Genomic DNA, 23,184 nt, shown 5'->3' on the forward strand with positions numbered 1-23,184 from the left:
GGTCAGCCCCGGTCAGCGGGCCCTCAGGCTGGAACGGCGCACCACCAGCTCCGGCTGGAGCACCACCCGGCGGTGCTCGTGGGTCCGGCCGCCCTCGCCCTCCTCCGTCTCCTCCAGCAGCAGCTCGGCGGCGAGGGCGCCCATGGTGACGGCGGGCTGCCGTACGGAGGTCAGCGGTACGGCGGCCGCCGCCGCGAACTCGATGTCGTCGTAGCCGACGATCGCGAGGTCCTCCGGGACGGTGACCCCGGCCGCGTACATGGCCTGCAGGACGCCGAGGGCCAGCAGGTCGTTGGCGCAGAACACGGCGGTGGGGCGCTCGGCGAGGCCCAGCAGGCGGGCGCCCGCGTCGCGGCCGGCGGCCACGTCGAGGCGTTCGGTGGGCAGCTCGCGCAGTGCCTCGGGGCCGAGCCCGGCCTCCGCGAGCGCGTTCAGGGCGCCGGTGCGGCGGTCGCGGACCTGGTTGAGCCCGGGCGGTCCGCTGACGTAGGCGATGGAGCGGTGCCCGGCGTCCACCAGGTGCCGGACCGCGAGCGCCCCGCCCGCGACGTCGTCCACCGAGACCGAGCACTCGGTGGTGCCCTCGGCGACCCGGTCGACCAGCACGAACGGGATGCCGTGCCGGCGGAAGGCCGCGATGTTCCGGCCGGTGGCGTCGGCCGGGGTCAGCAGCACGCCCCGCACCCGCTGCTCGGCGAACAGCGCCAGGTAGTCGGCCTCCTCGGCGGCGTTCTGGGCGCTGTTGCACACCATCACGCCGAGCCCCGCCTCGCGGGCCGCCCGCTCGGCGCCCCGCGCCACGTCCACGAAGAACGGGTTGCCCATGTCGAGCACGAGCAGGCCCATGATCCGGCTGCGGCCCGCGCGCAGCTGACGGGCGGACTCGCTGCGGACGTAGCCGAGCCGCTCGATGGCGGACTGCACCCGGGCGCGGGTCTCGGAGGCGACCGTGTCCGGGCGGTTGATCACGTTCGACACGGTGCCCACGGAGACGCCGGCGGCGCGGGCGACGTCCTTGATACCCACCGACTGGGCCATCGGCTTTCAGACCTCCAGGGATGACGAGGGGCGGCGGGCGGATCCTCACATTACCGTCACCGCCGCCGATGACGGCCCGCTCAGGCGGGCAGGGAGAACTCCACGACGTGCAGCGCCGAGGGCGTCGTACCGCTGGACTTCTCCTGGTACATGAACGACAGGACGTTGTCGGACCGCACCCGCGTCTCGTCGATCACGACCTCGCCGAAGGCGTCCAGACCGCTGCCGTCGAAGAGCAGTGTCCAGTCGGTGTGGCCGGAGGACCTGGAGGCGCCGGCGATGCGGCCGTAGGGGAGGACCGCGTACGCGTTGTCGTACGTGTCCAGGATCAGCTTGGTGCGCCGGCTGGAGTTCAGGGGGACCGGGATCTCGGTCTTGGTCCAGGTGCCGGAGGAGTTCTTGCGGAGGTGGAACGCGCGGCCGCCGGCGGTGCGGTCGGCGACGTGGTCGGTGGTGCACTGGCCGAAGCGGCCGGGGACATAGCTGATGATCGCGTGCGGGAGGCCGGTGGAGTCGGTCCACTGGCTCTCCTGGTTCATCAGGGAGTGGTCGGGGCCCAGGGGGTCGACGACCAGGCCGGCGTCGGTGACGGCCACCGTGTCGGCGGTGCCGGTCGTGGCGACCGGTGCGCCCGCGTCGTTGCGCCAGGTGCGGCCGCGGTCGGTGGAGTAGACGTAGCCGGTGTCGTGGTTGGTGATGCCGCCGCCGCTGCACATCACGTCGGCGTTCTGCTCGCGCCAGGTGAAGAAGGTGTGCAGCCGGCCGTTCACGTCGTAGTCGATGCCGTGCAGGTACATGTTGCGGGCGGTGCTGGAGCCGTGCGAGCTGGTGTACGTCCCCGTGGAGCCGGACCACTCCCCCAGCGCCTTCCAGGCCGAACCGTCGTACTCGGCAAGGGCGTTGCGGCCGTTGCCGGAGATACCGGCCCGATAGCTGAGCTGCAGCCTGCCCTCCGGCGTGGAGACGAACTGCGGGTAGGTGAACTGCGAGGTGAGCGCGAGGCCGTCGAGGGAGGTCTGGACGGTGCCGAAGACGGATGAACTCCAGGACGGGGCGGAAGGGTTGTCGAGGAGTCCGGCGACGGACTTCACGTAGAAGAAGCCGTCGCTGTGGGAGTCCATGGTGAGGTGAAGGCGGCCGTCCACCTTCGAGACGCCCATGGAGATGACGTTGTGGGAGTCGCTGGTCTTCAGGACGTGCGGGAGGGTGACCGCCGACCAGCTGCCGGCTCCGGCCACGCGGCGGGCGACGACCGCGTGGCCGGTGGCGGTGTACCAGGCGGCGTACTGGTGGCCGTTGTACGTCAGCAGGCCGTTCTTCTGGAACGAGTTGGTGTTGACCAGGCCGTCGTAGGAGACGAAGTAGACGGCCCGGGGGTCGAGTGTGGTCGTGTCCTTCCTGGTGACGGAGGGGCCGGGACCGGCGGCCCGTGCGAGGCCCGGCGTCGCCACGGCGGCCAGTGCGGCCGACGCGAGCACGGTAGGTCGTTTCATGAGCGGCTCCAGGAGGTCCGGGAACGTCGGGCAGGGGACGTCAGGCGAGGTGGAAGACCTCGGTGAGCGGCTTCATCGCCTCGTCGGGGCGGGACGCGTCGAGGGACTCGAAGAAGGGAGCCATCTCCGCCTGCCAGCGGGCGTTGACCTCGGTGGCCTCCATGCCGGCCCGGGCGGCGTCGAAGTCCTCGGTCTCCAGGTAGCCGACGAGCAGGCCGTCGTCGCGCAGGAAGAGGGAGTAGTTGTGCCAGCCGGTGGCGGAGAGCGCCCGGAGCATCTCCGGCCACACGGCGGCGTGACGTTCGCGGTACTCGGCGATCCGGTCCGCACGGACCTTGAGCAGGAAACACACGCGCTGCATGAAGTACCGCTCCCGGGTCAGAAGTCGAAGTCGTCGATGTTCTTGGCGTCGAAGACGGTCGGCTTGCCGAGGTTGATCACGCCGTCCTTGCCGATGGTGTACGTCGTGCCGCCGGCCTTGAAGGTCTCGCCCTCCTTGCCGGTGATCTGCCCGGAGGCCAGCGCGACGGCGGTGCGGGCGGCCAGGTCGCCGAGCTTCGCGGGGTCCCACAGCTCGAAGGCGTCGACCGTGCCGTTCTTGACGTACGTGCGCATGTCGTTCGGGGTGCCGAGGCCGGTCAGCTTGACCTTGCCCTTGTACTTGGAGCCGGACAGGTACTGGGCGGCCGCCTTGATGCCGACGGTGGTCGGGGAGATGATCCCCTTCAGGTCCGGGTACTGCTGGAGCAGGCCCTGGGTCTGCTGGAAGGACTGCTGGGCGTCGTCGTTGCCGTAGGCGACCTTGACCAGCTTGACGTTCTTGTACTTCGGGTCCGCCAGCTCCTTCTTCATGTAGTCGATCCAGGTGTTCTGGTTGGTCGCGGTCTGGGCGGCCGACAGGATCGCGATCCGGCCCGAGTAGTTGATCTGCCGGGCCAGCAGCTGCACCTCGGTACGGCCCAGGTCCTCGGCGCTCGCCTGCGAGACGAAGGCGTTGCGGCAGTCGGCGGTGGTGTCGGAGTCGTAGGTGACGACCTTGACGCCGTTCTTCATGGCCTGCTTCAGCGCGGTGCACAGGGCGCCGGGGTCCTGCGCGGAGACGGCCATCGCGTTCACCTGCTGCTGGGTGAGCGTGTTGACGTAGGAGACCTGGCCGGCGGTGTCGGTCGCGCTGGACGGGCCGACCTCCTTGTACGTCGAGCCCAGTTCGGTGAGCGCCTTCTCGCCGCCCTTGTCGGCCGAGGTGAAGTAGGGGTTGTTGACCTGCTTGGGCAGGAAGCCGACGGTCAGGCCCTTCTTGGTGGCCGCGTTGGGATCGGCCTTGCCGGCCGCCGCGCCCGAGCCGCTGTCGCTCTTGACGTCGTTCTTGGTGGTGCCGCCACAGGCGGTGAGGGCGAGCGCGAGGGAGGTACCGGCGGCGAGGGCGGCGCAGGCACGGCGGAGGGATGACTTGCGCATGGTGAAGGTCCTTTACGAGGGTGAGCGGACTGACGACGTCGTGGCCGAGGCGGCGGCTCTGCGGCCCGCCCTCGCGACGGAGATCTGACGGGCGACCCGGGGGCCGAGCACCGAGACGACGAGCAGGACGCCGGTGACGACGATCTGCGACTGGGCGGAGACGTTCAGCAGACTCATCACGTTCTGCAGCGCGCCGAGCAGGAACACCCCGGCGACGGCCCCGCCCAGCGTCCCTTTGCCGCCGTCGAAGTCGATGCCGCCGAGCAACACCGCGGCCACCACGGACAGTTCGAGTCCCGTCGCGTTGTCGTAGCGGGCGCTGGCGTAGTGCAGGGCCCAGAAGACGCCGGTCAGGGAGGCCATGAACCCGGTGGCGGCGAACAGCCAGAGCCTGGCCCGCTTGACCCGGATGCCGGCGAACCGGGCGGCCTCCTCGCCGGCGCCGATCGCGAACAGCGACCGCCCGAACGGGGTGGCGTGCAGGACGACGACGGCGATGGCGAGCAGCACCAGGAAGGGCAGGAAGGCCTGGGGGAGGAAGGAGTTCCCGAGCCGTCCGGCGGCGAAGTCGAGGTACTGGGTCGGGAAGTCGGTGACCGCGTCGGAGCCGAGGACGATCTGGGCGATGCCCCGGTAGGCGGCGAGGGTGCCGATGGTGACGGCGAGGGACGGCAGTCCGAGCCGGGTCACCAGCAGCCCGTTGACCAGCCCGCACACCACACCGAGCAGCAGGCACAGCGGGATGATCGTCTCGATGGCCATGCCGTCGTTCCACAGCTTGCCCATCACCGCGCCGGACAGCCCGGCCGTGGAGGCCACCGACAGGTCGATCTCGCCGGAGACGACCAGCAGGGTCATCGGCAGCGCGATCAGCGCGATGGGCAGGGTGTTCCCGATCAGGAACGACAGGTTCAGGGCGTTGCCGAAGCCGTCGACGAAGGAGAAGGAGAGCAGGAGCAGGACGATCAGCAGGGCGCCGACGACCGTGTCCCAGCGGACGGCACGGGTCAGGGACTCAGGCACGAGCCTCCCCCTTCTGTACGGCGGACGTCGCGGAAGCCGGCTTCTTCTTCAGGGCGGCCGCCACCCGCAGGGCCACGATCCGGTCGACGGCGATGGCGAGGAGCAGCAGGACGCCGTTGATGGCGAGCACCCAGACCGAGCTGACCCCGAGCGCCGGCAGCACGCTGTTGATGGAGGTCAGCAGCAGGGCGCCGAGGGCCGCGCCGTACACGCTGCCGGAGCCGCCGGTGAAGACGACCCCGCCGACGACGACCGCGCTGACGACGGTGAGTTCGTAGCCGCTTCCGGTGCCGGAGTCGACGTTGCCGAACCGGGCCAGGTACATGGCCCCGGCGAGGCCGGCGAGGGCGCCGCAGAAGGTGTAGGCGAGGAGGATGCGGCGCCGGACGGGGATGCCGGCGAGGCGGGCGGCCTCCGGGTTGGAGCCGAGGGCGTACAGTTCGCGGCCGCTGCCGAAGTGCTTGAGGTAGTAGGCGGTGGCGACCAGCACGGCGAGGGCGATGAGCGCCAGGTACGGCACGGCCCGGACGCCGCCGGAGCCGAAGTCGACGAAGCCCCCGGGGAGGTCGGCCGCGGTGATCTGGCGGGAGCCGACCCAGATGGAGTCGATGCCGCGGACGATGTACAGCGTGCCCAGGGTGACCACCAGGGCGGGCACCTGACCGAGGCTCACCAGCAGGCCGTTCACCAGGCCGAAGCCGATGCCGAGCAGCACCGCGAGGACGATCGCTACGGCCGGGTCGCCGCCGCCGTGCAGATAGGTGCCGGTGGCGAAGGCGCTGATGCCGAGGGTGGAGCCGACGGAGAGGTCGACGTTGCGGGTGATGACCACCAGCGACTGGCCGGTGGCGACCAGGACCAGGATGGTCGCGTTCAGCAGCAGGTCCTTGATGCCCTGCTCGGACAGGAACTCGCTGTTGCCCGCCTGCGTGACCGCGATCATCACCAGGAAGACGACCAGGATGGCGAGTTCCCGCATCCTGAAGACACGGTCGACCAGCCGGGTGCCGCTGGAGGGTGGCGTCTCGGCCACGGGGGTCTCGTGCGGGCTGGTGACCGTCATGCGGCGGCCCTCCCGGCGGCTGCGGCCATCGCCGTCGTCTGCGGCCCGGCGGCCCGCCCGTGCCCTGTCCCGGCACCCGGGCGACCGCGCCGCGCGCGGGCCGTTTCGGTGCGTGCGTCGCTCATGCGGCCCTCCCGGTGGCTGCGGCCATCACGGTTTCCTCGGTGGCGTCGGAGCGGGGGATCTCGGCGGTGAGCCGGCCCTCGTGCATCACCAGCACCCGGTCGGCCATGCCGAGGATCTCCGGCAGGTCGGAGGAGATCATCAGCACCGCCACCCCGTCGGCGGCGAGCTGGGACAGCAGCCGGTGCACCTCGGCCTTGGTGCCGACGTCGATGCCCCGGGTGGGTTCGTCGACGATCAGCACCTTGGGGTCGGTGGCCAGCCACTTGGCGAGGACGACCTTCTGCTGGTTGCCGCCGGAGAGCGTGGAGACGACGTCGGCGATCCGGGCGTACTTCACCTGGAGCCTCACCGCCCAGTCCAGCGACCGGCTGCGCTCGGCACCCCGGTCCACCAGCCCCGCCCGCACGGTCGTCCGCAGCCCGGTCAGGCCGATGTTCCGCTCGATGGACATGCCCATCACCAGGCCCTGGGCGCGCCGGTCCTCGGGGACGAGGGCGAGCCCGGCGGCCATCGCGGTGGACGGCGCGCCGTTGGTCAGCTTCCGGCCGTCGACCTCGACCTCCCCGGCGTCCCAGCGGTCGACGCCGAACACCGCGCGGGCGACCTCGGTACGGCCGGCGCCGACCAGCCCGGCGAGCCCGACGATCTCACCGCGGCGCACCTCGAAGGAGACGTCGGTGAAGACGCCCTCGCGGGTCAGCCGGCGCACCCTCAGGGCCACCTCGCCCGGCTGCACCTCCTGCTTCGGGTAGAGCTCGTCGAGGTCACGGCCGATCATCCGGCGGACCAGGTCGTCCTCGGTCATCCCGGCCAGCGGCTCGCAGGCGATCCAGGCGCCGTCGCGCAGGGTGGTCACCTTCTGGCAGATCTCGAAGATCTCTTCCAGCCGGTGGGAGATGAACAGCACCGCCGCGCCCTGTTCGCGCAGGGTGCGCACGACACCGAAGAGCCGGGCGACCTCGCCGCCGGTGAGGGCCGCGGTGGGCTCGTCCATGATCAGGACCCGGGCGTCGAAGGACAGCGCCTTGGCGATCTCGACGATCTGCTGGTCGGCGATGGACAGACCGCGTGCCGGGCGGTCGGGGTCGAGGCCGACACCGAGCCGCTTCATCAGGGCGGCGGTGGCCTCGCGGGTGGCCTTGTGGTCGATACGGCCGAGCGCGCGCCGGGGCCGGCGGCCCATGAAGATGTTCTCGGCGATCGACAGATCGGGAAAGAGCGTGGGCTCCTGGTAGATCACGGCGATCCCGGCGTCGCGGGCGTCTCCGGGCCCGTGGAACTGGACGGGCTCGCCGTCGAGCAGCACCTGGCCGGCATCCGGACGGTGCACCCCGGCAAGCGTCTTGATCAGGGTCGACTTGCCCGCGCCGTTCTCACCGGCGAGGGCGTGGACCTCACCGGCGAACAGCTCGAGGGAGACGCCCCGCAGGGCGCGTACGGCACCGAAGGACTTGGCGACGTCCCTCAGCGCCAGCACCGGGGCCGGTCCCGTGTCGGACGGGTGGGTCATGGGTGGCTCCTCGACGACGTCGGCGGGTAGGGCCGTCGCAGCGTCGTGAAAGGTTTCAACTGGATGGCCGGGACGTTAGGCATGGCAGACATGTCACGTCAATGGCTCTCGCTCGAAAAAATTTCGATAGCCGAAGGTCACACCCAGGTCACGGAAAACGAGCCCGGCCGCAGGGCTTGACACGCCTTTGGAGGGCTCATAGCTTCCCGTGTTGAATCGTTTCACAGAGCCGTTCAAGCAAGGCCTTTAGCAAGCCCTTTCCAGCAGGCCTTTCCAGCAAGGCCTGTCAAGCCCGATGCCACAGGAGCCCGAAGTGACCGACCTCGCCGCGGTGAAGGCCGCGCTCAAGACCCAGGCCGTCGAGACGCCGTCGTGGGCGTACGGGAACTCGGGGACGCGCTTCAAGGTGTTCGCGCAGGCCGGGGTGCCCCGGACGCCGCGGGAGAAGCTCGAGGACGCGGCCAGGGTGCACGAGTTCACCGGCGTCGCGCCGACCGTCGCGCTCCACATTCCGTGGGACGCGGTCGAGGACTACGGCGCACTCGCCAAGTTCGCCGAGGACCGGGGGCTGCGGCTCGGCGCGATCAACTCCAACACCTTCCAGGACGACGACTACAAGCTGGGCAGCATCTGCCATCCCGATGCGGCGGTGCGGCGCAAGGCCCTCGATCACCTGCTGGAGTGCGTCGACATCATGGACGCGACGGGGTCGAGGGACCTGAAGCTGTGGTTCGCGGACGGGACGAACTACCCCGGGCAGGACGATGTGCGGGCGCGGCAGGACCGGCTGGCGGAAGGGCTGGCCGAGGTCTACGAGCGGCTCGGTGACGGGCAGCGGATGCTGCTGGAGTACAAGTTCTTCGAGCCGGCCTTCTACACGACCGATGTCCCGGACTGGGGGACGGCCTACGCGCACTGCCTGAAGCTGGGCCCGAAGGCGCAGGTCGTGGTCGACACCGGGCATCACGCGCCGGGGACCAACATCGAGTTCATCGTGGCGACACTGCTGCGGGAGGGGAGGCTCGGCGGGTTCGACTTCAACTCCCGCTTCTACGCCGACGACGACCTGATGGTGGGGGCGGCCGATCCCTTCCAGCTGTTCCGGATCATGTACGAGGTCGTGCGCGGGGGCGGGTTCGGGCCGGACGTGGCGTTCATGCTCGACCAGTGCCACAACATCGAGGCGAAGATTCCGGCGATCATCCGGTCGGTGATGAACGTGCAGGAGGCCACGGCAAAGGCGCTGCTCGTCGACCGGCCGGCGTTGGCCGCGGCTCAGGCTGCGGGGGATGTGCTGGGCGCCCATGCGGTGCTGATGGACGCGTACAACACGGATGTGCGGCCGCTGCTCGGTGAGGTTCGTGAGGAGATGGGGTTGGACCCTGACCCCGTCGCTGCGTACGCCCGGTCCGGGTGGGCCGAGAAGATCGCTGCTGAGCGGGTTGGGGGACAGCAGGCCGGTTGGGGGGCGTGAGCGTCTGCCCTGATCTGTTTCGTCGCGGAGTGCGGGTCCGTCGTGGTTGCTCGCGCCCACGCGGCGGAGCCGCACATCGATACAGCCCCGCGCCCCTAAGGGAATCTCCTCACCCTCTTTCAGATAGGACCCGAAGTTCATGTCCACCCACCCCGAAGCCGCCGCCCTCCTCGCCCGCTCCCACCGGCTCGGCTCCGATCCCCGCAACACCAACTACGCCGGCGGCAACGCGTCCGCCAAGGGCACCGACACCGATCCAGTGACCGGCGGGGACGTCGAGCTGATGTGGGTCAAGGGATCGGGCGGGGATCTCGGAACGCTGACCGAATCGGGGCTCGCCGTGTTGCGGCTGGACCGGTTGCGGGCGCTGCGGGACGTCTATCCCGGGATCGAGCGCGAGGACGAGATGGTCGCCGCCTTCGACTACTGCCTGCACGGCAAGGGCGGGGCCGCGCCGTCCATCGACACCGCGATGCACGGGCTGGTCGACGCCCCCCACGTCGACCACCTGCACCCGGACTCCGGGATCGCGCTCGCCTGCGCGGCCGACGGGGAGAAGCTGACCGCCGAGTGCTTCGGGGACACGGTGGTGTGGGTGCCGTGGCGGCGGCCCGGGTTCCAGCTCGGGCTGGACATCGCGGCCGTCAAGGCCGCCAACCCGCGGGCCATCGGCTGCGTCCTGGGCGGGCACGGCATCACCGCCTGGGGCGACAGTTCCGAGGAGTGCGAGCGCAACTCGCTGCACATCATCCGCACCGCCGAGGCCTTCCTGGCCCAGCGGGGGAAGGCCGAGCCCTTCGGGCCCGTGATCGAGGGGTACGAGGCGCTTCCCGAGGCCGAGCGCCGGGCGCGGGCCGCGGCGCTCGCGCCGTACGTGCGGGCGCTCGCCTCGCAGGACAAGGCGCAGGTCGGGCACTTCGACGACTCCGACGCCGTGCTGGACTTCCTGGCCCGCGCCGAGCACCCCCGGCTGGCCGCGCTCGGCACCTCCTGCCCCGACCACTTCCTGCGCACGAAGGTACGGCCGCTGGTGCTGGACCTGCCGCCGACCGCGCCGCTGGAGGAGGCCGTCGCCCGGCTCAGGGAGCTGCACGCCGCCTACCGGGAGGAGTACGCCGCCTACTACCAGCGGCACGCGACGGCCGGTTCCCCCGCCATGCGCGGCGCCGACCCGGCCATCGTGCTCGTCCCCGGTGTGGGCATGTTCAGCTTCGGCAAGGACAAGCAGACCGCTCGTGTGGCCGGCGAGTTCTACGTCAACGCCATCCAGGTGATGCGCGGCGCGGAGGCGGTGTCGGCGTACGCGCCGATCGAGGAGTCGGAGAAGTTCCGCATCGAGTACTGGGCGCTGGAGGAGGCCAAGCTCCGGCGGATGCCGCAGCCGAAGCCGCTGGCCACCCGAGTCGCCCTGGTCACCGGAGCGGGCAGCGGGATCGGACGCGCGATCGCGCACCGGCTGGCGGCCGAAGGGGCGTGCGTCGTCGTCGCGGATCTCGACGGGGGCAACGCCGCCACGGTCGCCGAGGAGCTGGGCGGGTCCGACAAAGCCGTCGCCGTCACGGTGGACGTGACGGACGAGGAGCAGATCGCCGCTGCCTTCAGGGCGGCCGTGCTCGCCTTCGGCGGCGTCGACCTGGTCGTCAACAACGCCGGGATCTCCATCTCCAAGCCGCTGCTGGAGACGTCGGCGCGCGACTGGGACCTGCAGCACGACATCATGGCCCGCGGTTCCTTCCTCGTCTCGCGGGAGGCGGCGCGGGTGATGATCGCGCAGGGGCTGGGCGGTGACATCGTGTACATCGCGTCCAAGAACGCCGTCTTCGCCGGGCCGAACAACATCGCCTACTCCGCGACCAAGGCCGACCAGGCCCATCAAGTACGGCTGCTGGCCGCCGAGTTGGGCGAGCACGGCATCCGCGTCAACGGGGTCAACCCGGACGGTGTGGTGCGCGGTTCCGGGATCTTCGCGGGCGGTTGGGGCGCGCGGCGGGCCGCGGTGTACGGGGTGCCGGAGGAGAAGCTGGGCGAGTTCTACGCCCAGCGGACCCTCCTCAAGCGGGAGGTGCTGCCGGAGCACGTCGCGAACGCCGTCTTCGCGCTGACCGGCGGCGATCTCACCCACACCACCGGCCTGCACATCCCCGTGGACGCGGGTGTCGCGGCCGCGTTCCTGCGGTGAGCGGGCGCGTGAAGGCGTACGCCGCGGTCGACCTCGGCGCCTCCAGCGGGCGGGTGATGGTCGGCCGGGTCGGCCCGGACGCGCTGGAGCTGAGTGAGGCGCACCGGTTCCGCAACCGGCCGGTGCGCCTCGCGGAGGGGCTGCGCTGGGACATCCTCGCGCTGTACGGCGGGGTCCTGGACGGGCTGCGGGCGGCGGGCCGGGTGGATTCCGTCGGCATCGACGGCTGGGCCGTTGACTACGGCCTGCTCGACGGAGACGGCGCCCTGCTGGGCAACCCGGTGCACTATCGCGACGCCCGCACCGAGGGCGTGCCGGAGCAGGTGTGGGCGACCGTGCCGGCCGCCGAGCTGTACGCGGCGACGGGCATCCAGTACGCGCCCTTCAACACCCTGTACCAGCTGACGGCGGCCCGCGAGCAGCGGCAACTCAGCCGCGCCGAGCGGTTGTTGCTCGTCCCGGACCTGGTGTCGTACTGGCTGACCGGCGAGCAGGGCACCGAGCTGACCAACGCGTCCACCACCCAGCTCGTCGATCCGCGGACGCGGACGTGGGCGTACGGCGTCGCCGAGCGGCTCGGTATCGACCTCGGCCTGTTCGCGCCGCTGCGGCAGCCCGGCGATCCGGCCGGGCTGCTGGGGCCTGAGGTGCTGGAGGAGACCGGGCTGACCGGTCCCGTGCCGGTGACGGCCGTCGGCTCGCACGACACCGCCTCCGCGGTGGCCGCCGTCCCGGCGGCCGGTGAGTCCTTCGCCTACATCTGCACCGGTACCTGGTCGCTGGCGGGACTGGAACTGACCGCTCCGGTGCTCACCGAGGAGAGCCGGACCGCGAACTTCACCAACGAGCTGGGGCTCGACGGCACGGTCCGGTATCTGCGCAACATCATGGGACTGTGGCTGCTCCAGGAGTGCCAACGGGCCTGGGGCGATTCGGACTTGGGTGCGCTGTTGCGCGAGGCCGGTGGTGTGCCCGCACTGCGCTCGGTGGTGGACGCCGGGGACGGGAGGTTCCTGGCGCCAGGGCGGATGCCGGAGCGGATCGCCGAGGCCTGCCGGGCGTCCGGGCAGCCGGTGCCGGGGACGCGGGCCGAGGTCACCCGGTGCATCCTGGACTCGCTGGCCCTCGCCCACCGACGGGCCGTCGAGGACGCACAGCGGCTGGCCGACCATCCGGTGGACGTGGTGTACGTCGTCGGGGGCGGCACCCGCAACGCGCTGCTGTGCCAGCTGACCGCCGACGCCTGCGGGCTGCCGGTGGTGGCCGGCGCGACGGAGGCGGCGGCCCTCGGCAACGTCCTGGTCCAGGCCCGTGCCCACGGGCTCGTCGGCGACCTGGCCGCGATGCGCCGGCTGCTCACCCGCACCCAGCCGCTGACCCGGTACACGCCCCGCGGCGACGGCGCCCGCTGGCGGGAGGCCGAGGCACGGCTCGCCGCACGGTGAGCGGCGGTCTCCCTTCGGCGATATTCGCCGACTACCCTGCACTCGTCCGATGACCGACCGCGAGGAGCCGCGATGCGTGTCGCCCTGTTCCTGACCTGTGTCAACGACACGCTCTATCCGGACACCGGCCGTGCCGTGGTGAAGCTGCTGACCAGACTGGGTGTCGACGTCGACTTCCCGATGGGCCAGACATGTTGCGGGCAGGCGCACTACAACACCGGTTACCGACACGAGGCAGAGCCGCTGGCCCGGCACTTCTCCGATGTCTTCCGCGAGTACGACGCGATCGTCACTCCCTCCGGGTCCTGCGGGGCGATGGTGCGGGAGCTGTATCCGCGGATGGGCGAGCGGGCGCGTGCCGAGGGCCGCGGGGACTCGCTGGCGCGGACGCTGGCGCCGGTGGTGCCGAAGACGTACGAGCTGACCGAGTTCCTGGTGGACGTGCTGGGGGTGACGGACGTCGGCGCCTACTACCCGCACAAGGTCACCTATCACCCGACCTGCCACGGCCTGCGCGGCCTCGGGCTCGGCGACCGGCCGCACCGACTGCTGCAGGCCGTCAAGGGCCTGGAGCTGGTGGAGCTGCCGGGTGCCGAGGAGTGCTGCGGCTTCGGTGGCACGTTCGCGGTGAAGAACGCCGGGGTGTCGGCGGCGATGGGCACGGACAAGGTGCGCAACGCCGAGTCGACCGGGGCACAGGTGCTGTGCGCGGCGGACAACTCGTGTCTGATGCACATCGGCGGCACCATGAGCCGCCTGCAGGTGGGCATGCGGCCGGTGCACATCGCGGAGATCCTGGCGAGCACGGAGGAGGAACCGGCGGCATGAGCGGAACGTTCGTCGGCATGCCGGCCTTTCCCCGGGCGGCTCACGACGCCCTGGGCAACGCGACCCTGCGGGGCAATCTGCGGCACGCGACCCACACCATCCGCGCCAAACGGGCCCGCGCGGTGGCCGAGTTGGAGGACTGGGCGGCACTGCGCGAGGCGGGCCGCCGGATCAAGGACCACACCCTGCGCCACCTCGACCGATACCTGGTGCGGTTGGAGGAGTCGGTCACGGCGGCCGGCGGTACGGTCCACTGGGCCGCCGACGCCGAGGAGGCCAACCGGATCGTCGCCGAACTCGTCAAGGAGACCGGCGAGTCGGAGGTCGTCAAGGTCAAGTCGATGGCGACGCAGGAGATCGGGCTCAACGAAGCCCTGGAGAAGGAGGGCATCCGCGCCTACGAGACCGACCTCGCCGAGCTGATCGTGCAGCTGGGCAAGGACCGGCCCTCGCACATCCTGGTGCCGGCCATCCACCGCAACCGGGGTGAGATCCGGGACATCTTCCGCTCCGAGATGGCCGCGTGGGGCCGCCCGGCCCCCGAGGACCTGACCGACGCTCCGGCCGAGCTCGCCGAGGCCGCGCGGCTGCACCTGCGGGAGAAGTTCCTGCGCGCCAAGGTCGGCATCTCCGGCGCCAACTTCATGGTCGCCGAGACCGGCACGCTCGTCGTCGTGGAGTCCGAGGGCAACGGCCGGATGTGCCTGACCCTGCCGGAGACACTCATCTCGGTCGTCGGCATCGAGAAAGTCGTCCCCACCTGGCGGGACCTGGAGGTCTTCCTGCAGACCCTGCCCCGCTCCTCCACCGCCGAGCGCATGAACCCCTACACGTCGATGTGGACCGGCACCACGGACGGCGACGGACCGAGCACCTTCCACCTCGTCCTGCTCGACAACGGCCGCACCGACACCCTCGCCGACAAAGTCGGCCGCCAGGCCCTGCGCTGCATCCGCTGCTCCGCCTGCCTGAATGTGTGCCCGGTGTACGAGCGGGCGGGCGGACACGCCTACGGCTCGGTCTATCCGGGTCCGATCGGCGCGATCCTCAGCCCCCAGCTCCGGGGCACCGCGAGCGAGATCGACGCCTCCCTGCCGTACGCCTCGTCGCTGTGCGGCGCCTGCTACGAGGTCTGCCCGGTGGCCATCGACATCCCCGAGGTGCTGGTGCATCTGCGGGAGCGGGTGGTGGAGGGCGGTCCGGCGGTCCGGCAGGGCGACAAGGTGGTGCTGAAACCGGCCAAAGGGCATGCCGCCGAGCGAGCGGCCATGCGCGCGGCACGCTGGGCGTTCACCCACCCGGGCGCCCTGCGCACCGGCCAGCGCCTGGCCTCCCGCACCCGCCGGCTGCACCCCCGTACCCTGCCGGGCCCGGGCAGGGCGTGGAGCGGCACCCGGGACCTGCCCGCCGTACCGGCGGAACCGTTCCGGGACTGGTGGCAGCGCACCCGTGGTGGAAAGGACGCCAAGTGAGCAGCAGGGAACGGATCCTGGGCCGGGTGCGGCGCGCGCTCGCCGAGGTGACGCCGGACGAGCGGCCGTACGAGGAGGCCGTGGGCCGGGACTATCTGCGTGAGCACGGCGGCCGTACGACCGAACAGACGGTGGAGCTGCTGGCGGAGAACCTGGCGGACTACCGGGCGGTCGTGCACCGCGCCACCGACGAGGAGATGCCGTATCTCGTCATGCGGCTGCTGGCCCGACGGGGGTCGGAGGAGGTGCTGGTGCCGCCGGGGCTGCCACCGGCGTGGCTGGCCGCCGCCGACCCGGTACGGATCCACGACCGGGCGGCGAGCACAGCGCAGCGGCTGGACCGGGTGGGCAGTGTGGTGACGGGCTGTGCCGTGGCGATCGCCGAGACCGGCACGATCGTCCTGGACGGCTCCCCCGACCAGGGCCGGCGCCGTATCTCGCTCATCCCCGACCACCACATCTGTGTCGTCCGGGTGCCGGACCAGGTGGTCTCCTCGGTCCCGCAGGCCTTCGAACGCCTGGACCCCGCCCGCCCGTTGACCTGGATCTCCGGCCCGTCGGCCACCAGCGACATCGAGCTGGACCGGGTGGAGGGCGTGCACGGTCCGCGCACGCTGGAAGTGATCCTGCTGAGCTGATCCGGCGAATCCCGCCTAGTGCACCCCCGCCGCGTCCAGCAGCGTGGTCACCGTGGCCGTCGTCAGTCCGTCGTCCAGGCGTTCCACTCCGGCACCGGCCCGCGCGCTGGCGCCGTCGAAGACCAGGAGGAGCTGGCGGGCGAGCAGTTCGGGGTCACGGGCGCCGCCGCGCTCCGCCTCGGCGCGGAAGGTCCCGGCCAGCCGCTCCTTGACACGCCGGGCGACCTCGGCCGCCGGGTGCTCGGGGTTCTTCAGCTCCACCAGGACGGCCAGATAGGGGCAGCCGTGGTAGTCGGCGGCCACGGAGGCCTGCTCAAGGCGTTCGAAGACGTACAGGATGCGCTCGCGCGGGGTGGCGGCCTCCGGATCGGGGTGGGTGAGCTGGGTGTCGTACCAGGGGATGCGCCGCTCCAGGCTCGCCGCCAGCATCGCGTCCTTGCTGTCGAAGAGCTGGTACATCGAACGCTTGGAGACGCCCGCCTCGCGGCACAGCGCCTCGATGCCGACGGAGACGCCCTCGCGGTAGGAGAGCCGGGCGGCCGCGTCGAGCAGCCGGTCGCGCGGGGACACCTTGTCCGGGGAGGTCATGCAGCGAGGTTAGCGTCAGGCGCGGACGAATGGAAACCGATCGGTGTATATCGCTCGGCGGGACGGCCGTACCGGCCCGATCCACGTGACAGGAGGACTGAACAAGCGCTTAGATAGGAGGCCGGACCCTGCTACCGACCCGCCGGAGGCCCCGTTGTTCACGTCCGTCGACGACGTCTCCGCCCGCCTCGCCGAGACCGGCTACCTCGCCTCGCCCGCCGTCGCCACGACCGTGTTCCTCGCCGACCGGCTGGGCAAGCCGCTGCTGGTGGAGGGCCCGGCAGGGGTCGGCAAGACCGAGCTGGCCAAGGCGGTCGCCCAGGTGGCCGGGGCCCGGCTGGTCCGGCTGCAGTGCTACGAGGGCGTGGACGAGTCACGGGCGCTGTACGAGTGGAACCACGCCAAGCAGCTGCTGCGGATCAGCGCCGGCCGCGACGAGAGCTGGGACGAGACCCGCACCGACATCTTCAGCGAGGAGTTCCTGCTTCCCCGCCCGCTGCTCACCGCCATCCGCGGTGCGGAGCCGACGGTGCTGCTGATCGACGAGACGGACAAGGCCGACGTCGAGATGGAGGGGCTGCTGCTGGAGGTGCTCAGCGACTTCCAGATCACGGTCCCGGAGCTCGGCACGGTCACCGCGACCCGCCGCCCGTTCGTCGTCCTCACCTCCAACGCCGGCCGGGAGCTGTCCGAGGCCCTGCGCCGCCGCTGCCTGTTCCTGCACATCGGCTTCCCCGAGGAGGAGCTGGAACGGCGGATCGTACGGCTGAAGGTGCCGGGCCTGACCGCGGCGCTCACCGAGTCGGTGGTCCGGGTGGTCGGGGCGCTGCGCGCGATGGACCTGCGCAAGGTGCCGTCCGTCGCGGAGACCATCGACTGGGCGCGCACCCTGCTGGCGCTGGGCGCCGACACCCTGGACGAGACGGTCGTAAGGGACAGCCTCGGGGTGATCCTCAAGCATCAGGACGACATCCAGAAGGCGGCGGCGAAGCTCGACCTGGACGCGCTGTGACCGCGGTCGCCGACCGGATCACCGGGCTGGTCGGGGCGCTGCGCGCGCACGGCGTGCGGATCGGCACCGGCGAGACCGTGGACGCGGCCCGCGCGGTCGAGGCGCTGGGGCTCACGGACCGGGAACGGCTGCGCGAGGGGCTGGCCGCGACACTGCTGCACGGACCCGGTCAGCGCGCGGTGTTCGACCCGGTCTTCGACCTGTACTTCCCGCGCACGGTCGGCGGCCTGCACCGCCCCGGCGGCGCCGACCGGGACGAGCTGCGCGACCGGCTGACCGAGGCGCTGGCCACCAACGACCAGTCCCTGATGGCTCAGTTGGCGGCCGAGGCGGTCGACGGCATGGGCGGCTACGGCAGTTCACCCGGCTCCGACGGCTGGTCGGCGTACCAGACGCTGGACCGGCTGCGGCCGCAGACCCTGTTGGCCCGGGTGCGGGCGGACGTACGGGGCCGGGAGGGGACCGGCGCCAGGACCGGGGCCGGCTTCGCGGACCGCCTGCTGGACGACGAGATCCGGCGCCGTATCGAGGAGTTCCGGCGGATGGTCGGGGCGGAGGCGCGGCGCCGGGTCGCCGAGCGGCGCGGGCGGGACGAGATCGCCCGGCGCGGTGTCGTGCCGACCGCGGACCGGGTGGACTTCCTGTCCGCGAACCGGGACCAACTGGCCGAGCTGCGCCGGGCGGTCCAGCCGCTCGCACGCAAGCTGGCCACCCGGCTCGCCGCACGCCGCCGCCGGGCCGCGCGCGGCACGATCGACCTGCGCCGCACCCTGCGCTCCTCGCTGTCCACGGGTGGGGTGCCGATGCGGCCGGTGCTGCGCCGGCGCCGCCCGGTCCGCCCCGAACTGGTGCTCCTGTGCGACGTGTCCGGGTCGGTGTCCGGCTTCTCCGACTTCACGATGCTGCTGGTGCAGGCGCTGCACGACCAGTTCAGCAAGGTCCGCGTGTTCGCCTTCGTCAACCGGCTCGACGAGGTGACCGGACTGCTCGGCCACGGCCGCGCCGACCCCGACGGCCTCGGCGCCCGCATCCACGCCGAGGCCACGCTCACCGGCTGGCACGGCAGCAGCGACTACGGCGTGGCCCTCGGCGAGTTCACCGCGCGGTACGGCGCCGCGGTGGGCCCGCGCACGACCGTGTTCGTCCTCGGCGACGCCCGGACGAACATGAGCGACCCGAACCTGGCCGCCGTACGCGAGGTCGCCGGGCGGGCGCGACGCGTGTACTGGCTGAACCCCGAGCCGCGCGACCGGTGGGGCACCGGCGACTCGGCCGCGCTCGCCTACGCCGAGCTGGTCGAGATGCACGAGTGCCGTACGGCCCGTCAGCTCAGCGCACTGATCGCCCGGCTGCTGCCGGTGTGATCGACTGGTCGCGAACGACGGCGATCGGCACCCGGTCGGCACCGATCCGCAGTTGCTGCTCCGCACCGAAGGGCGTACGCCATGAGCCACTCCCCCGTACCGCTCGGCACCTTCCCCACCCCCGTCGAACCGGCGCCCCGGCTCGCCGCGGCGCTCGGGCTCGGGCCCGGGGACCTGTGGATCAAGCGGGACGACCTGACCGGTCTCGGCGGCGGCGGAAACAAGATCCGCAAACTGGAGTGGACGGTGGGCGCGGCCCTCGCCGAGGGCGCGGACACGCTCGTGACCACGGGCGCCCCGCAGAGCAACCACGCCCGGCTGACCGCCGCCGCGGCCGCCCGGCTGGGCCTGTCCGCCGTCCTCGTCCTGCGCGGCGCACCGGGCGCTTCCCGGTCCGGGAACCTCGCGCTGGACGGGCTGTTCGGGGCGCGGCTCGTCTGGGCGGGCGAAGTGGACCAGGCCGGGCTGGACGCCGCGGCGGCCGCGGCGTGCGCACGGCTGCGGACGGGCGGGGCGCGGCCCGCGCTGATCCCTTTCGGAGGATCGAGTGCGCTGGGCGCCCGGGGGTATGTGCGCTGCGGCGAGGAGCTGGCCCAGCAGGTGCCTGGGCTGCGCACGGTCGTGGTCGCGCTCGGCTCGGGCGGCACCATGGCCGGCCTGGTCGCGGCCCTGGGCGCCGGTGCGGTGCTCGGCGTCGACGTGGGCGCGCTGGCCGACCCGGCCGCGGCGGTCGCCGAGTTCACGGCACCGCTCGCGGCGGCGGAGGTCACGCCCGAGGGGCTGCGGGTCCGCCGGGACCAGGTGGGCAGCGGGTACGCGACGCTGACCGAGCCGGTTGCGCAGGCCTTCCGGCTCGCCGCCCGCACCGAGGGCCTGGTGCTCGACCCGATCTACACGGGCCGGGCCCTGGCCGGGCTCCGGGCGGCCGTCCGCGACGGTGACGTCCGGCCGGGCGAGAAGACGGTGTTCGTCCACACCGGCGGCCTGCCGGGCCTGTTCGGCCACCCTGACACGGTCGCCTTCGCGGAGGAGGGGGCGGTGGCGTTCGACGGGTGACGGGGGTGACGGGCGAGAGCTCATCGATGGGGGACGCGGTGTGAGCGGCGACGGCTCGACGACGAGCGACGGGAGGTGCGAACCGGACGGCTGATCGACGGGCAGACGGAGGTGTGACGGGCGATCGGCTCATCGACGGGCGACGGAGACGCCACGGGCGATCGGCTCATCGACAGGGGACGGAGACGCCACGGGCGATCGGCTCATCGACAGGGGACGGAGACGCCACGGGCCATCGGCTCATCGACAGAGGACGGAGACGCCACGGGCCATCGGCTCATCGACAGAGGACGGAGACGCCACGGGCGATCGGCTCATCGACAGGGGACGGAGGCATGACGGGCGATTGGCTCATCGACAGGGGACGGAGACGCCGCGGGCGACGGCTGGGGGACGGTGGCCGGGATGCGGGGGCTGACAGACCCGGTGGGGCCTCCGGCCGCTGATATGCCGACCGGGCCGCACGGGGTGCGACCCGGTCCTGTGGGCGGGCGGACCGCCGTACCCGCCGGTCAGCCCTTCGCGTACTCCTTGGCCATGGTCCCGGCGAAGTCGAAGACCACGACCTGCTCGTCGCCCACCACCCAGGCGTCATGGCCGGCCGGGCACACGAACACGTCACCCGGACCGACCTCGGCCTCGCCGCCGTCGTCCATACGGATGTGCATCCGCCCCTGCAGGACATAGCCGTTGTGGTGGACCATGCAGCTCTCGGTGCCCGCGATCGGTCCCACGGACTCCGTCCAGCGCCAACCGGGTTCGAAGGTGGCCACGGCGAAGTCCAGCCCGGTCAGGTGAAGGGCTTCGAGGTGGCCGCGGGGGAAGTCGCGCCGCTCGTCCGGCTTCTCTACCGTCTTCACTTCCAGCATGACGGTGTCCTCCCTTCCGGCCGCTGACCACGGCCGGGGCCGGCCCCCGGTCCCCCGGCGGCCTCGGACACCGCCGGCAGTACGGCGGCGGCCGTACCCCATGGCTCCATGGTCGGCCCGGCGCCCAGGCATTGCCATTCGGCTGAGCGCGCCTTTGGCAGGCTGCCCCAGTGCCCCCGCTGGCCCCGCTGGCCCGAACAGCATCTTTCGCCCCCGAAGCCCCAACTACCCCGGCGGCCCCTACTCTGACAACGTGACAGCCACCGGCACCGCGTTGATCGCGACGGGCGACACCGGCGGCCCGCCCCTGCGGCCGCTTCCCGACCGCGCCGTCGCGCTGCTCGCAGCGGTCTCCGCCCCACCCCGCCTGGTGGCGCACCTGAGGGCGGTGCACGACGTGGCGGCAGAACTGGTGACATGGGTCCAACGGCACTGCCCCCAGCTGGAATTCGACGCGGAGGCGGTGCTGTTCGGTGCCGCGACGCACGACATCGGAAAGTCGGTGCACCCGGCCGAGCTGTCCGGCCCCGGAGCCGAACACGAGGAAACGGGGCGGCAGTTGCTGCTCACACACGGCGTACCGGACCGGCTCGCCCGGTTCGCCGGTACCCACGCGGCCTGGACGGCTCCCGGGATCGGCGTGGAGGACCTGCTGGTGAGCCTGGCCGACAAGATCTGGAAGAACAGACGCGTGCCGGAGCTGGAGGACCTGGTGGTGGCACGACTGACCGGCGCCGACGGGCGGGCGGTCTGGCAGTGGTTCATGGAGTTGGACGAGGCCCTCACGACGCTCGGGGAGGGCGCCGACCGCAGGCTGGCGTACCAGATGTCCCACCCAGTCGCCCGGAGATGACCAGGTACGCGTGTGCCACCGGGCGCCGGCGGGTGCGGAAAATGGGTCGGTCGTCGCCTGCAACCTCGGCCGGGGCCGGACGTCTGTCGGGGCGGAGCCCTCCACACAGACGAAATGCCCGACCCCGAACGAGCGAAGGAACCCGTGTCCGCACACCGTGCATCACGCCCTGGCCGTGCCCGCAGGCCGAGGGCCGTCCTGGGGGCTTCGGCCGTAAGCACGGCCGCCCTGGCCGTCGCCGGCACGGGCGCGGGCGTGGGCGCGGGCGCGGAGACGGGGTCGCGCGTGGCTGCCGTCTTGGTCCACGGCCGCGCCGTCACCGAGCGCGCCGCAACCGTGAGGTCCGGACCCGGACGTAAGTCAGTTGACTGGCTTGACCAAGGAAATTGCGTGTTTCCGCACTCACCGGTACGACGCCCGCCCCGCTAGGTTGGGCGCCATGAGCAATCTTGACCGCGCGCCCGTGCCCAGCGTCTGCGGCGGCCGCGGATTCGTCGTGGCCGAGCCCGTCCGCGAGCTGCTGAGCCCCCGTCAGGTCCGGCTGGGCGAGTCGACCGAGGTGCGCCGGCTGCTGCCGAACCTCGGCCGTCGCATGATCGGCGCGTGGGCCTTCGTCGACCACTACGGGCCGGACGACATCGCCGACGAGCCCGGCATGCAGGTCCCGCCGCATCCGCACATCGGGCTGCAGACGGTCAGCTGGCTGCACGAGGGCGAGGTGCTGCACCGCGACTCGACGGGCAGCCTGCGGACGATCAGGCCCAGGCAGCTGGGCCTGATGACCTCCGGCCGCGGCATCAGCCACTCCGAGGAGAGCCCGCGCCCGCACGCCCGGTTCCTGCACGGCGCGCAGCTGTGGGTGGCGCTGCCCGACGAACACCGCCACACCGCACCGCACTTCGAGTACCACCCGGACCTGCCCACGGTCACCGCGCCCGGCCTGACCGCCACGGTGATCCTGGGCAGCCTCGACGGCACCATCTCCCCCGGTACGACGTACACCCCGATCACCGGCGCCGACCTCGCCCTCACCCGGGGCGCCGACGTACGGCTGCCGCTGGATCCCGACTTCGAGTACGGCGTCCTTGCCATGTCGGGCGAGGTGCGTGTGGACGGCGTACCGGTGCTGCCCGGTTCCCTGCTCTACCTCGGCTGCGGCCGCTCCGAACTCCCGCTGCGCGCCGAGTCGGACGCCGGAATCATGCTGCTGGGCGGCGAGCCGTTCGCGGAGGAGTTGATCATGTGGTGGAACTTCGTCGCCCGCACCCAGGAGGAGGTCGTACAGGCTCGCGAGGACTGGATGAAGGGGGCCCGATTCGGCGAGGTGAAGGGGTACGACGGAGCTCCGCTGCCAGCACCCGAACTGCCGCCGGTGCCGTTGAAACCACGCGGAAGGGCGCGCTGACCTGGGAGTATCCGGCCTGCTCGTCAGGCAGGTTGGAGACGATCTCGCCGCCCGCCCCGCAAAGAGCATCTGTGGCGGCCAGGCCATCGGATGCCGCCACACGGACACCTCCGAGGGCGCCCGCGTTTCCCACGTGCGGGCGTCTGAAGGCCGCTCCGGCCGGACGAAATGCTGACCCCATGCGGTGCTCATCATCGACGACACCGGCTTCCTGAAGAAGGGAACCCGGTCGGCCGGGGTTCAGCGGCAATACTCCGGCATCGCTGGACGTAGGGAGAACTGCCTGACCG

The 23,184-nt window shown here is 71.8% G+C and carries 20 protein-coding genes and 1 pseudogene; 12 read left to right on the forward strand and 9 right to left on the reverse strand.

All coding sequences use genetic code 11. The features are described 5' to 3' along the window. Nucleotides 1-12: 12 nt before the first annotated feature. The 7 genes from ABB07_RS03440 to ABB07_RS03470 form a co-directional block, all read right to left on the reverse strand. Nucleotides 13-1,038, reverse strand: coding sequence for a LacI family DNA-binding transcriptional regulator (locus tag ABB07_RS03440; RefSeq protein WP_208897165.1), 1,026 nt, complete (start codon nt 1,036-1,038; stop codon nt 13-15). Between the two features lie 80 nt (nt 1,039-1,118). Beyond that, a complete protein-coding gene (locus tag ABB07_RS03445; protein ID WP_208897166.1) occupies nt 1,119-2,531 on the reverse strand; it encodes a BNR repeat-containing protein in 1,413 nt (470 codons plus the stop codon). Nucleotides 2,532-2,571: 40 nt separating this feature from the next. Further along, a complete protein-coding gene (locus tag ABB07_RS03450; protein WP_208897167.1) occupies nt 2,572-2,892 on the reverse strand; it encodes an L-rhamnose mutarotase in 321 nt (106 codons plus the stop codon). A gap of 17 nt (nt 2,893-2,909) precedes the next feature. After that, nucleotides 2,910-3,989 (reverse strand): rhamnose ABC transporter substrate-binding protein, encoded by a 1,080-nt coding sequence (rhaS, locus tag ABB07_RS03455; RefSeq protein ID WP_208897168.1) that lies wholly within the window; start codon nt 3,987-3,989, stop codon nt 2,910-2,912. A 12-nt stretch (nt 3,990-4,001) separates the two neighbouring features. Beyond that, entirely contained in the window at nt 4,002-5,012 is a 1,011-nt protein-coding gene (locus tag ABB07_RS03460; RefSeq protein ID WP_208897169.1) for an ABC transporter permease, read from the reverse strand. Next, entirely contained in the window at nt 5,005-6,075 is a 1,071-nt protein-coding gene (locus ABB07_RS03465) for an ABC transporter permease (RefSeq protein ID WP_208897170.1), read from the reverse strand. The genes ABB07_RS03460 and ABB07_RS03465 overlap by 8 nt, the downstream gene beginning before the upstream one ends. A 121-nt stretch (nt 6,076-6,196) precedes the next feature. Further along, a complete protein-coding gene (locus tag ABB07_RS03470) occupies nt 6,197-7,711 on the reverse strand; it encodes a sugar ABC transporter ATP-binding protein (protein WP_208897171.1) in 1,515 nt (504 codons plus the stop codon). Nucleotides 7,712-8,024: 313 nt separating this feature from the next. Here ABB07_RS03470 and rhaI point away from each other — a divergent pair, with 313 nt between their 5' ends. From rhaI to ABB07_RS03500, 6 genes are all read left to right on the forward strand, one after another. Further along, nucleotides 8,025-9,185, forward strand: a complete 1,161-nt coding sequence (rhaI, locus tag ABB07_RS03475; protein ID WP_208897172.1) for an L-rhamnose isomerase — start codon at nt 8,025-8,027, stop codon at nt 9,183-9,185. Between the two features lie 139 nt (nt 9,186-9,324). Beyond that, nucleotides 9,325-11,364, forward strand: a complete 2,040-nt coding sequence (locus ABB07_RS03480; protein ID WP_208897173.1) for a bifunctional aldolase/short-chain dehydrogenase — start codon at nt 9,325-9,327, stop codon at nt 11,362-11,364. A gap of 8 nt (nt 11,365-11,372) precedes the next feature. Next, nucleotides 11,373-12,809, forward strand: coding sequence for a rhamnulokinase (locus tag ABB07_RS03485; RefSeq protein WP_208903259.1), 1,437 nt, complete (start codon nt 11,373-11,375; stop codon nt 12,807-12,809). 72 nt (nt 12,810-12,881) lie between these two features. Beyond that, nucleotides 12,882-13,637, forward strand: coding sequence for a (Fe-S)-binding protein (locus tag ABB07_RS03490; RefSeq protein ID WP_208897174.1), 756 nt, complete (start codon nt 12,882-12,884; stop codon nt 13,635-13,637). Then, nucleotides 13,634-15,109 carry a LutB/LldF family L-lactate oxidation iron-sulfur protein gene (locus ABB07_RS03495; protein WP_208897175.1) on the forward strand — a complete coding sequence of 492 codons (1,476 nt, stop codon included), beginning with the start codon at nt 13,634-13,636 and terminating at the stop codon, nt 15,107-15,109. Before ABB07_RS03490 ends, ABB07_RS03495 begins: the two co-directional genes overlap by 4 nt. After that, nucleotides 15,106-15,747: a LutC/YkgG family protein gene (locus tag ABB07_RS03500; RefSeq protein ID WP_208897176.1), complete on the forward strand. Its 642-nt coding sequence runs from the start codon at nt 15,106-15,108 to the stop codon at nt 15,745-15,747. Before ABB07_RS03495 ends, ABB07_RS03500 begins: the two co-directional genes overlap by 4 nt. A gap of 15 nt (nt 15,748-15,762) precedes the next feature. Here the strand turns inward: ABB07_RS03500 and ABB07_RS03505 are convergent, their stop codons facing one another. Further along, on the reverse strand, nt 15,763-16,335 hold the full coding sequence (locus tag ABB07_RS03505; RefSeq protein WP_208897177.1) for a TetR/AcrR family transcriptional regulator: 573 nt from the start codon (nt 16,333-16,335) through the stop codon (nt 15,763-15,765). A 154-nt stretch (nt 16,336-16,489) separates the two neighbouring features. Between ABB07_RS03505 and ABB07_RS03510 the strand changes: the two genes are divergently transcribed. The 3 genes from ABB07_RS03510 (at nt 16,490) to ABB07_RS03520 (ending at nt 19,767) form a co-directional block, all read left to right on the forward strand. Further along, complete coding sequence (locus tag ABB07_RS03510) at nt 16,490-17,347, forward strand: AAA family ATPase (RefSeq protein ID WP_208897178.1); 858 nt, start codon at nt 16,490-16,492, stop codon at nt 17,345-17,347. After that, nucleotides 17,344-18,711, forward strand: coding sequence for a vWA domain-containing protein (locus tag ABB07_RS03515; protein ID WP_208897179.1), 1,368 nt, complete (start codon nt 17,344-17,346; stop codon nt 18,709-18,711). The genes ABB07_RS03510 and ABB07_RS03515 overlap by 4 nt, the downstream gene beginning before the upstream one ends. An 81-nt stretch (nt 18,712-18,792) precedes the next feature. Then, nucleotides 18,793-19,767 carry a pyridoxal-phosphate dependent enzyme gene (locus ABB07_RS03520; protein WP_208897180.1) on the forward strand — a complete coding sequence of 325 codons (975 nt, stop codon included), beginning with the start codon at nt 18,793-18,795 and terminating at the stop codon, nt 19,765-19,767. Nucleotides 19,768-20,279: 512 nt separating this feature from the next. On the opposite strand, the gene ABB07_RS03525 is transcribed toward ABB07_RS03520, so the two are convergent. Continuing rightward, nucleotides 20,280-20,636, reverse strand: a complete 357-nt coding sequence (locus ABB07_RS03525) for a cupin domain-containing protein (RefSeq protein ID WP_208897181.1) — start codon at nt 20,634-20,636, stop codon at nt 20,280-20,282. Between the two features lie 253 nt (nt 20,637-20,889). Here ABB07_RS03525 and ABB07_RS03530 point away from each other — a divergent pair, with 253 nt between their 5' ends. The 3 genes and pseudogenes from ABB07_RS03530 to ABB07_RS03540 all read left to right on the forward strand — a co-directional run. Continuing rightward, complete coding sequence (locus tag ABB07_RS03530; protein ID WP_244189202.1) at nt 20,890-21,489, forward strand: HDIG domain-containing metalloprotein; 600 nt, start codon at nt 20,890-20,892, stop codon at nt 21,487-21,489. A 439-nt stretch (nt 21,490-21,928) separates the two neighbouring features. Further along, nucleotides 21,929-22,894, forward strand: a complete 966-nt coding sequence (locus ABB07_RS03535) for a pirin family protein (RefSeq protein WP_208897183.1) — start codon at nt 21,929-21,931, stop codon at nt 22,892-22,894. 175 nt (nt 22,895-23,069) lie between these two features. Further along, nucleotides 23,070-23,177: pseudogene (locus tag ABB07_RS03540) on the forward strand (transposase); the annotation flags it as partial. Between the last annotated feature and the right edge of the window lie 7 nt (nt 23,178-23,184).

It is taken from the genome of Streptomyces incarnatus (assembly GCF_001027185.1).
GTDB lineage: Bacteria > Actinomycetota > Actinomycetes > Streptomycetales > Streptomycetaceae > Streptomyces > Streptomyces puniciscabiei.

Excerpts from the sequence above, each read along its gene's own strand:
- ABB07_RS03440 (WP_208897165.1), bottom strand. The coding sequence starts at position 1,038 with ATGGCCCAGTCGGTGGGTATCAAGGACGTCGCCCGCGCCGCCGGCGTC.
- ABB07_RS03445 (WP_208897166.1), bottom strand. The coding sequence starts at position 2,531 with ATGAAACGACCTACCGTGCTCGCGTCGGCCGCACTGGCCGCCGTGGCG.
- ABB07_RS03450 (WP_208897167.1), bottom strand. The coding sequence starts at position 2,892 with ATGCAGCGCGTGTGTTTCCTGCTCAAGGTCCGTGCGGACCGGATCGCC.
- rhaS (WP_208897168.1), bottom strand. The coding sequence starts at position 3,989 with ATGCGCAAGTCATCCCTCCGCCGTGCCTGCGCCGCCCTCGCCGCCGGT.
- ABB07_RS03465 (WP_208897170.1), bottom strand. The coding sequence starts at position 6,075 with ATGACGGTCACCAGCCCGCACGAGACCCCCGTGGCCGAGACGCCACCC.
- ABB07_RS03470 (WP_208897171.1), bottom strand. The coding sequence starts at position 7,711 with ATGACCCACCCGTCCGACACGGGACCGGCCCCGGTGCTGGCGCTGAGG.
- ABB07_RS03480 (WP_208897173.1), top strand. The coding sequence starts at position 9,325 with ATGTCCACCCACCCCGAAGCCGCCGCCCTCCTCGCCCGCTCCCACCGG.
- ABB07_RS03490 (WP_208897174.1), top strand. The coding sequence starts at position 12,882 with ATGCGTGTCGCCCTGTTCCTGACCTGTGTCAACGACACGCTCTATCCG.
- ABB07_RS03495 (WP_208897175.1), top strand. The coding sequence starts at position 13,634 with ATGAGCGGAACGTTCGTCGGCATGCCGGCCTTTCCCCGGGCGGCTCAC.
- ABB07_RS03505 (WP_208897177.1), bottom strand. The coding sequence starts at position 16,335 with ATGACCTCCCCGGACAAGGTGTCCCCGCGCGACCGGCTGCTCGACGCG.
- ABB07_RS03520 (WP_208897180.1), top strand. The coding sequence starts at position 18,793 with ATGAGCCACTCCCCCGTACCGCTCGGCACCTTCCCCACCCCCGTCGAA.
- ABB07_RS03525 (WP_208897181.1), bottom strand. The coding sequence starts at position 20,636 with ATGCTGGAAGTGAAGACGGTAGAGAAGCCGGACGAGCGGCGCGACTTC.
- ABB07_RS03535 (WP_208897183.1), top strand. The coding sequence starts at position 21,929 with ATGAGCAATCTTGACCGCGCGCCCGTGCCCAGCGTCTGCGGCGGCCGC.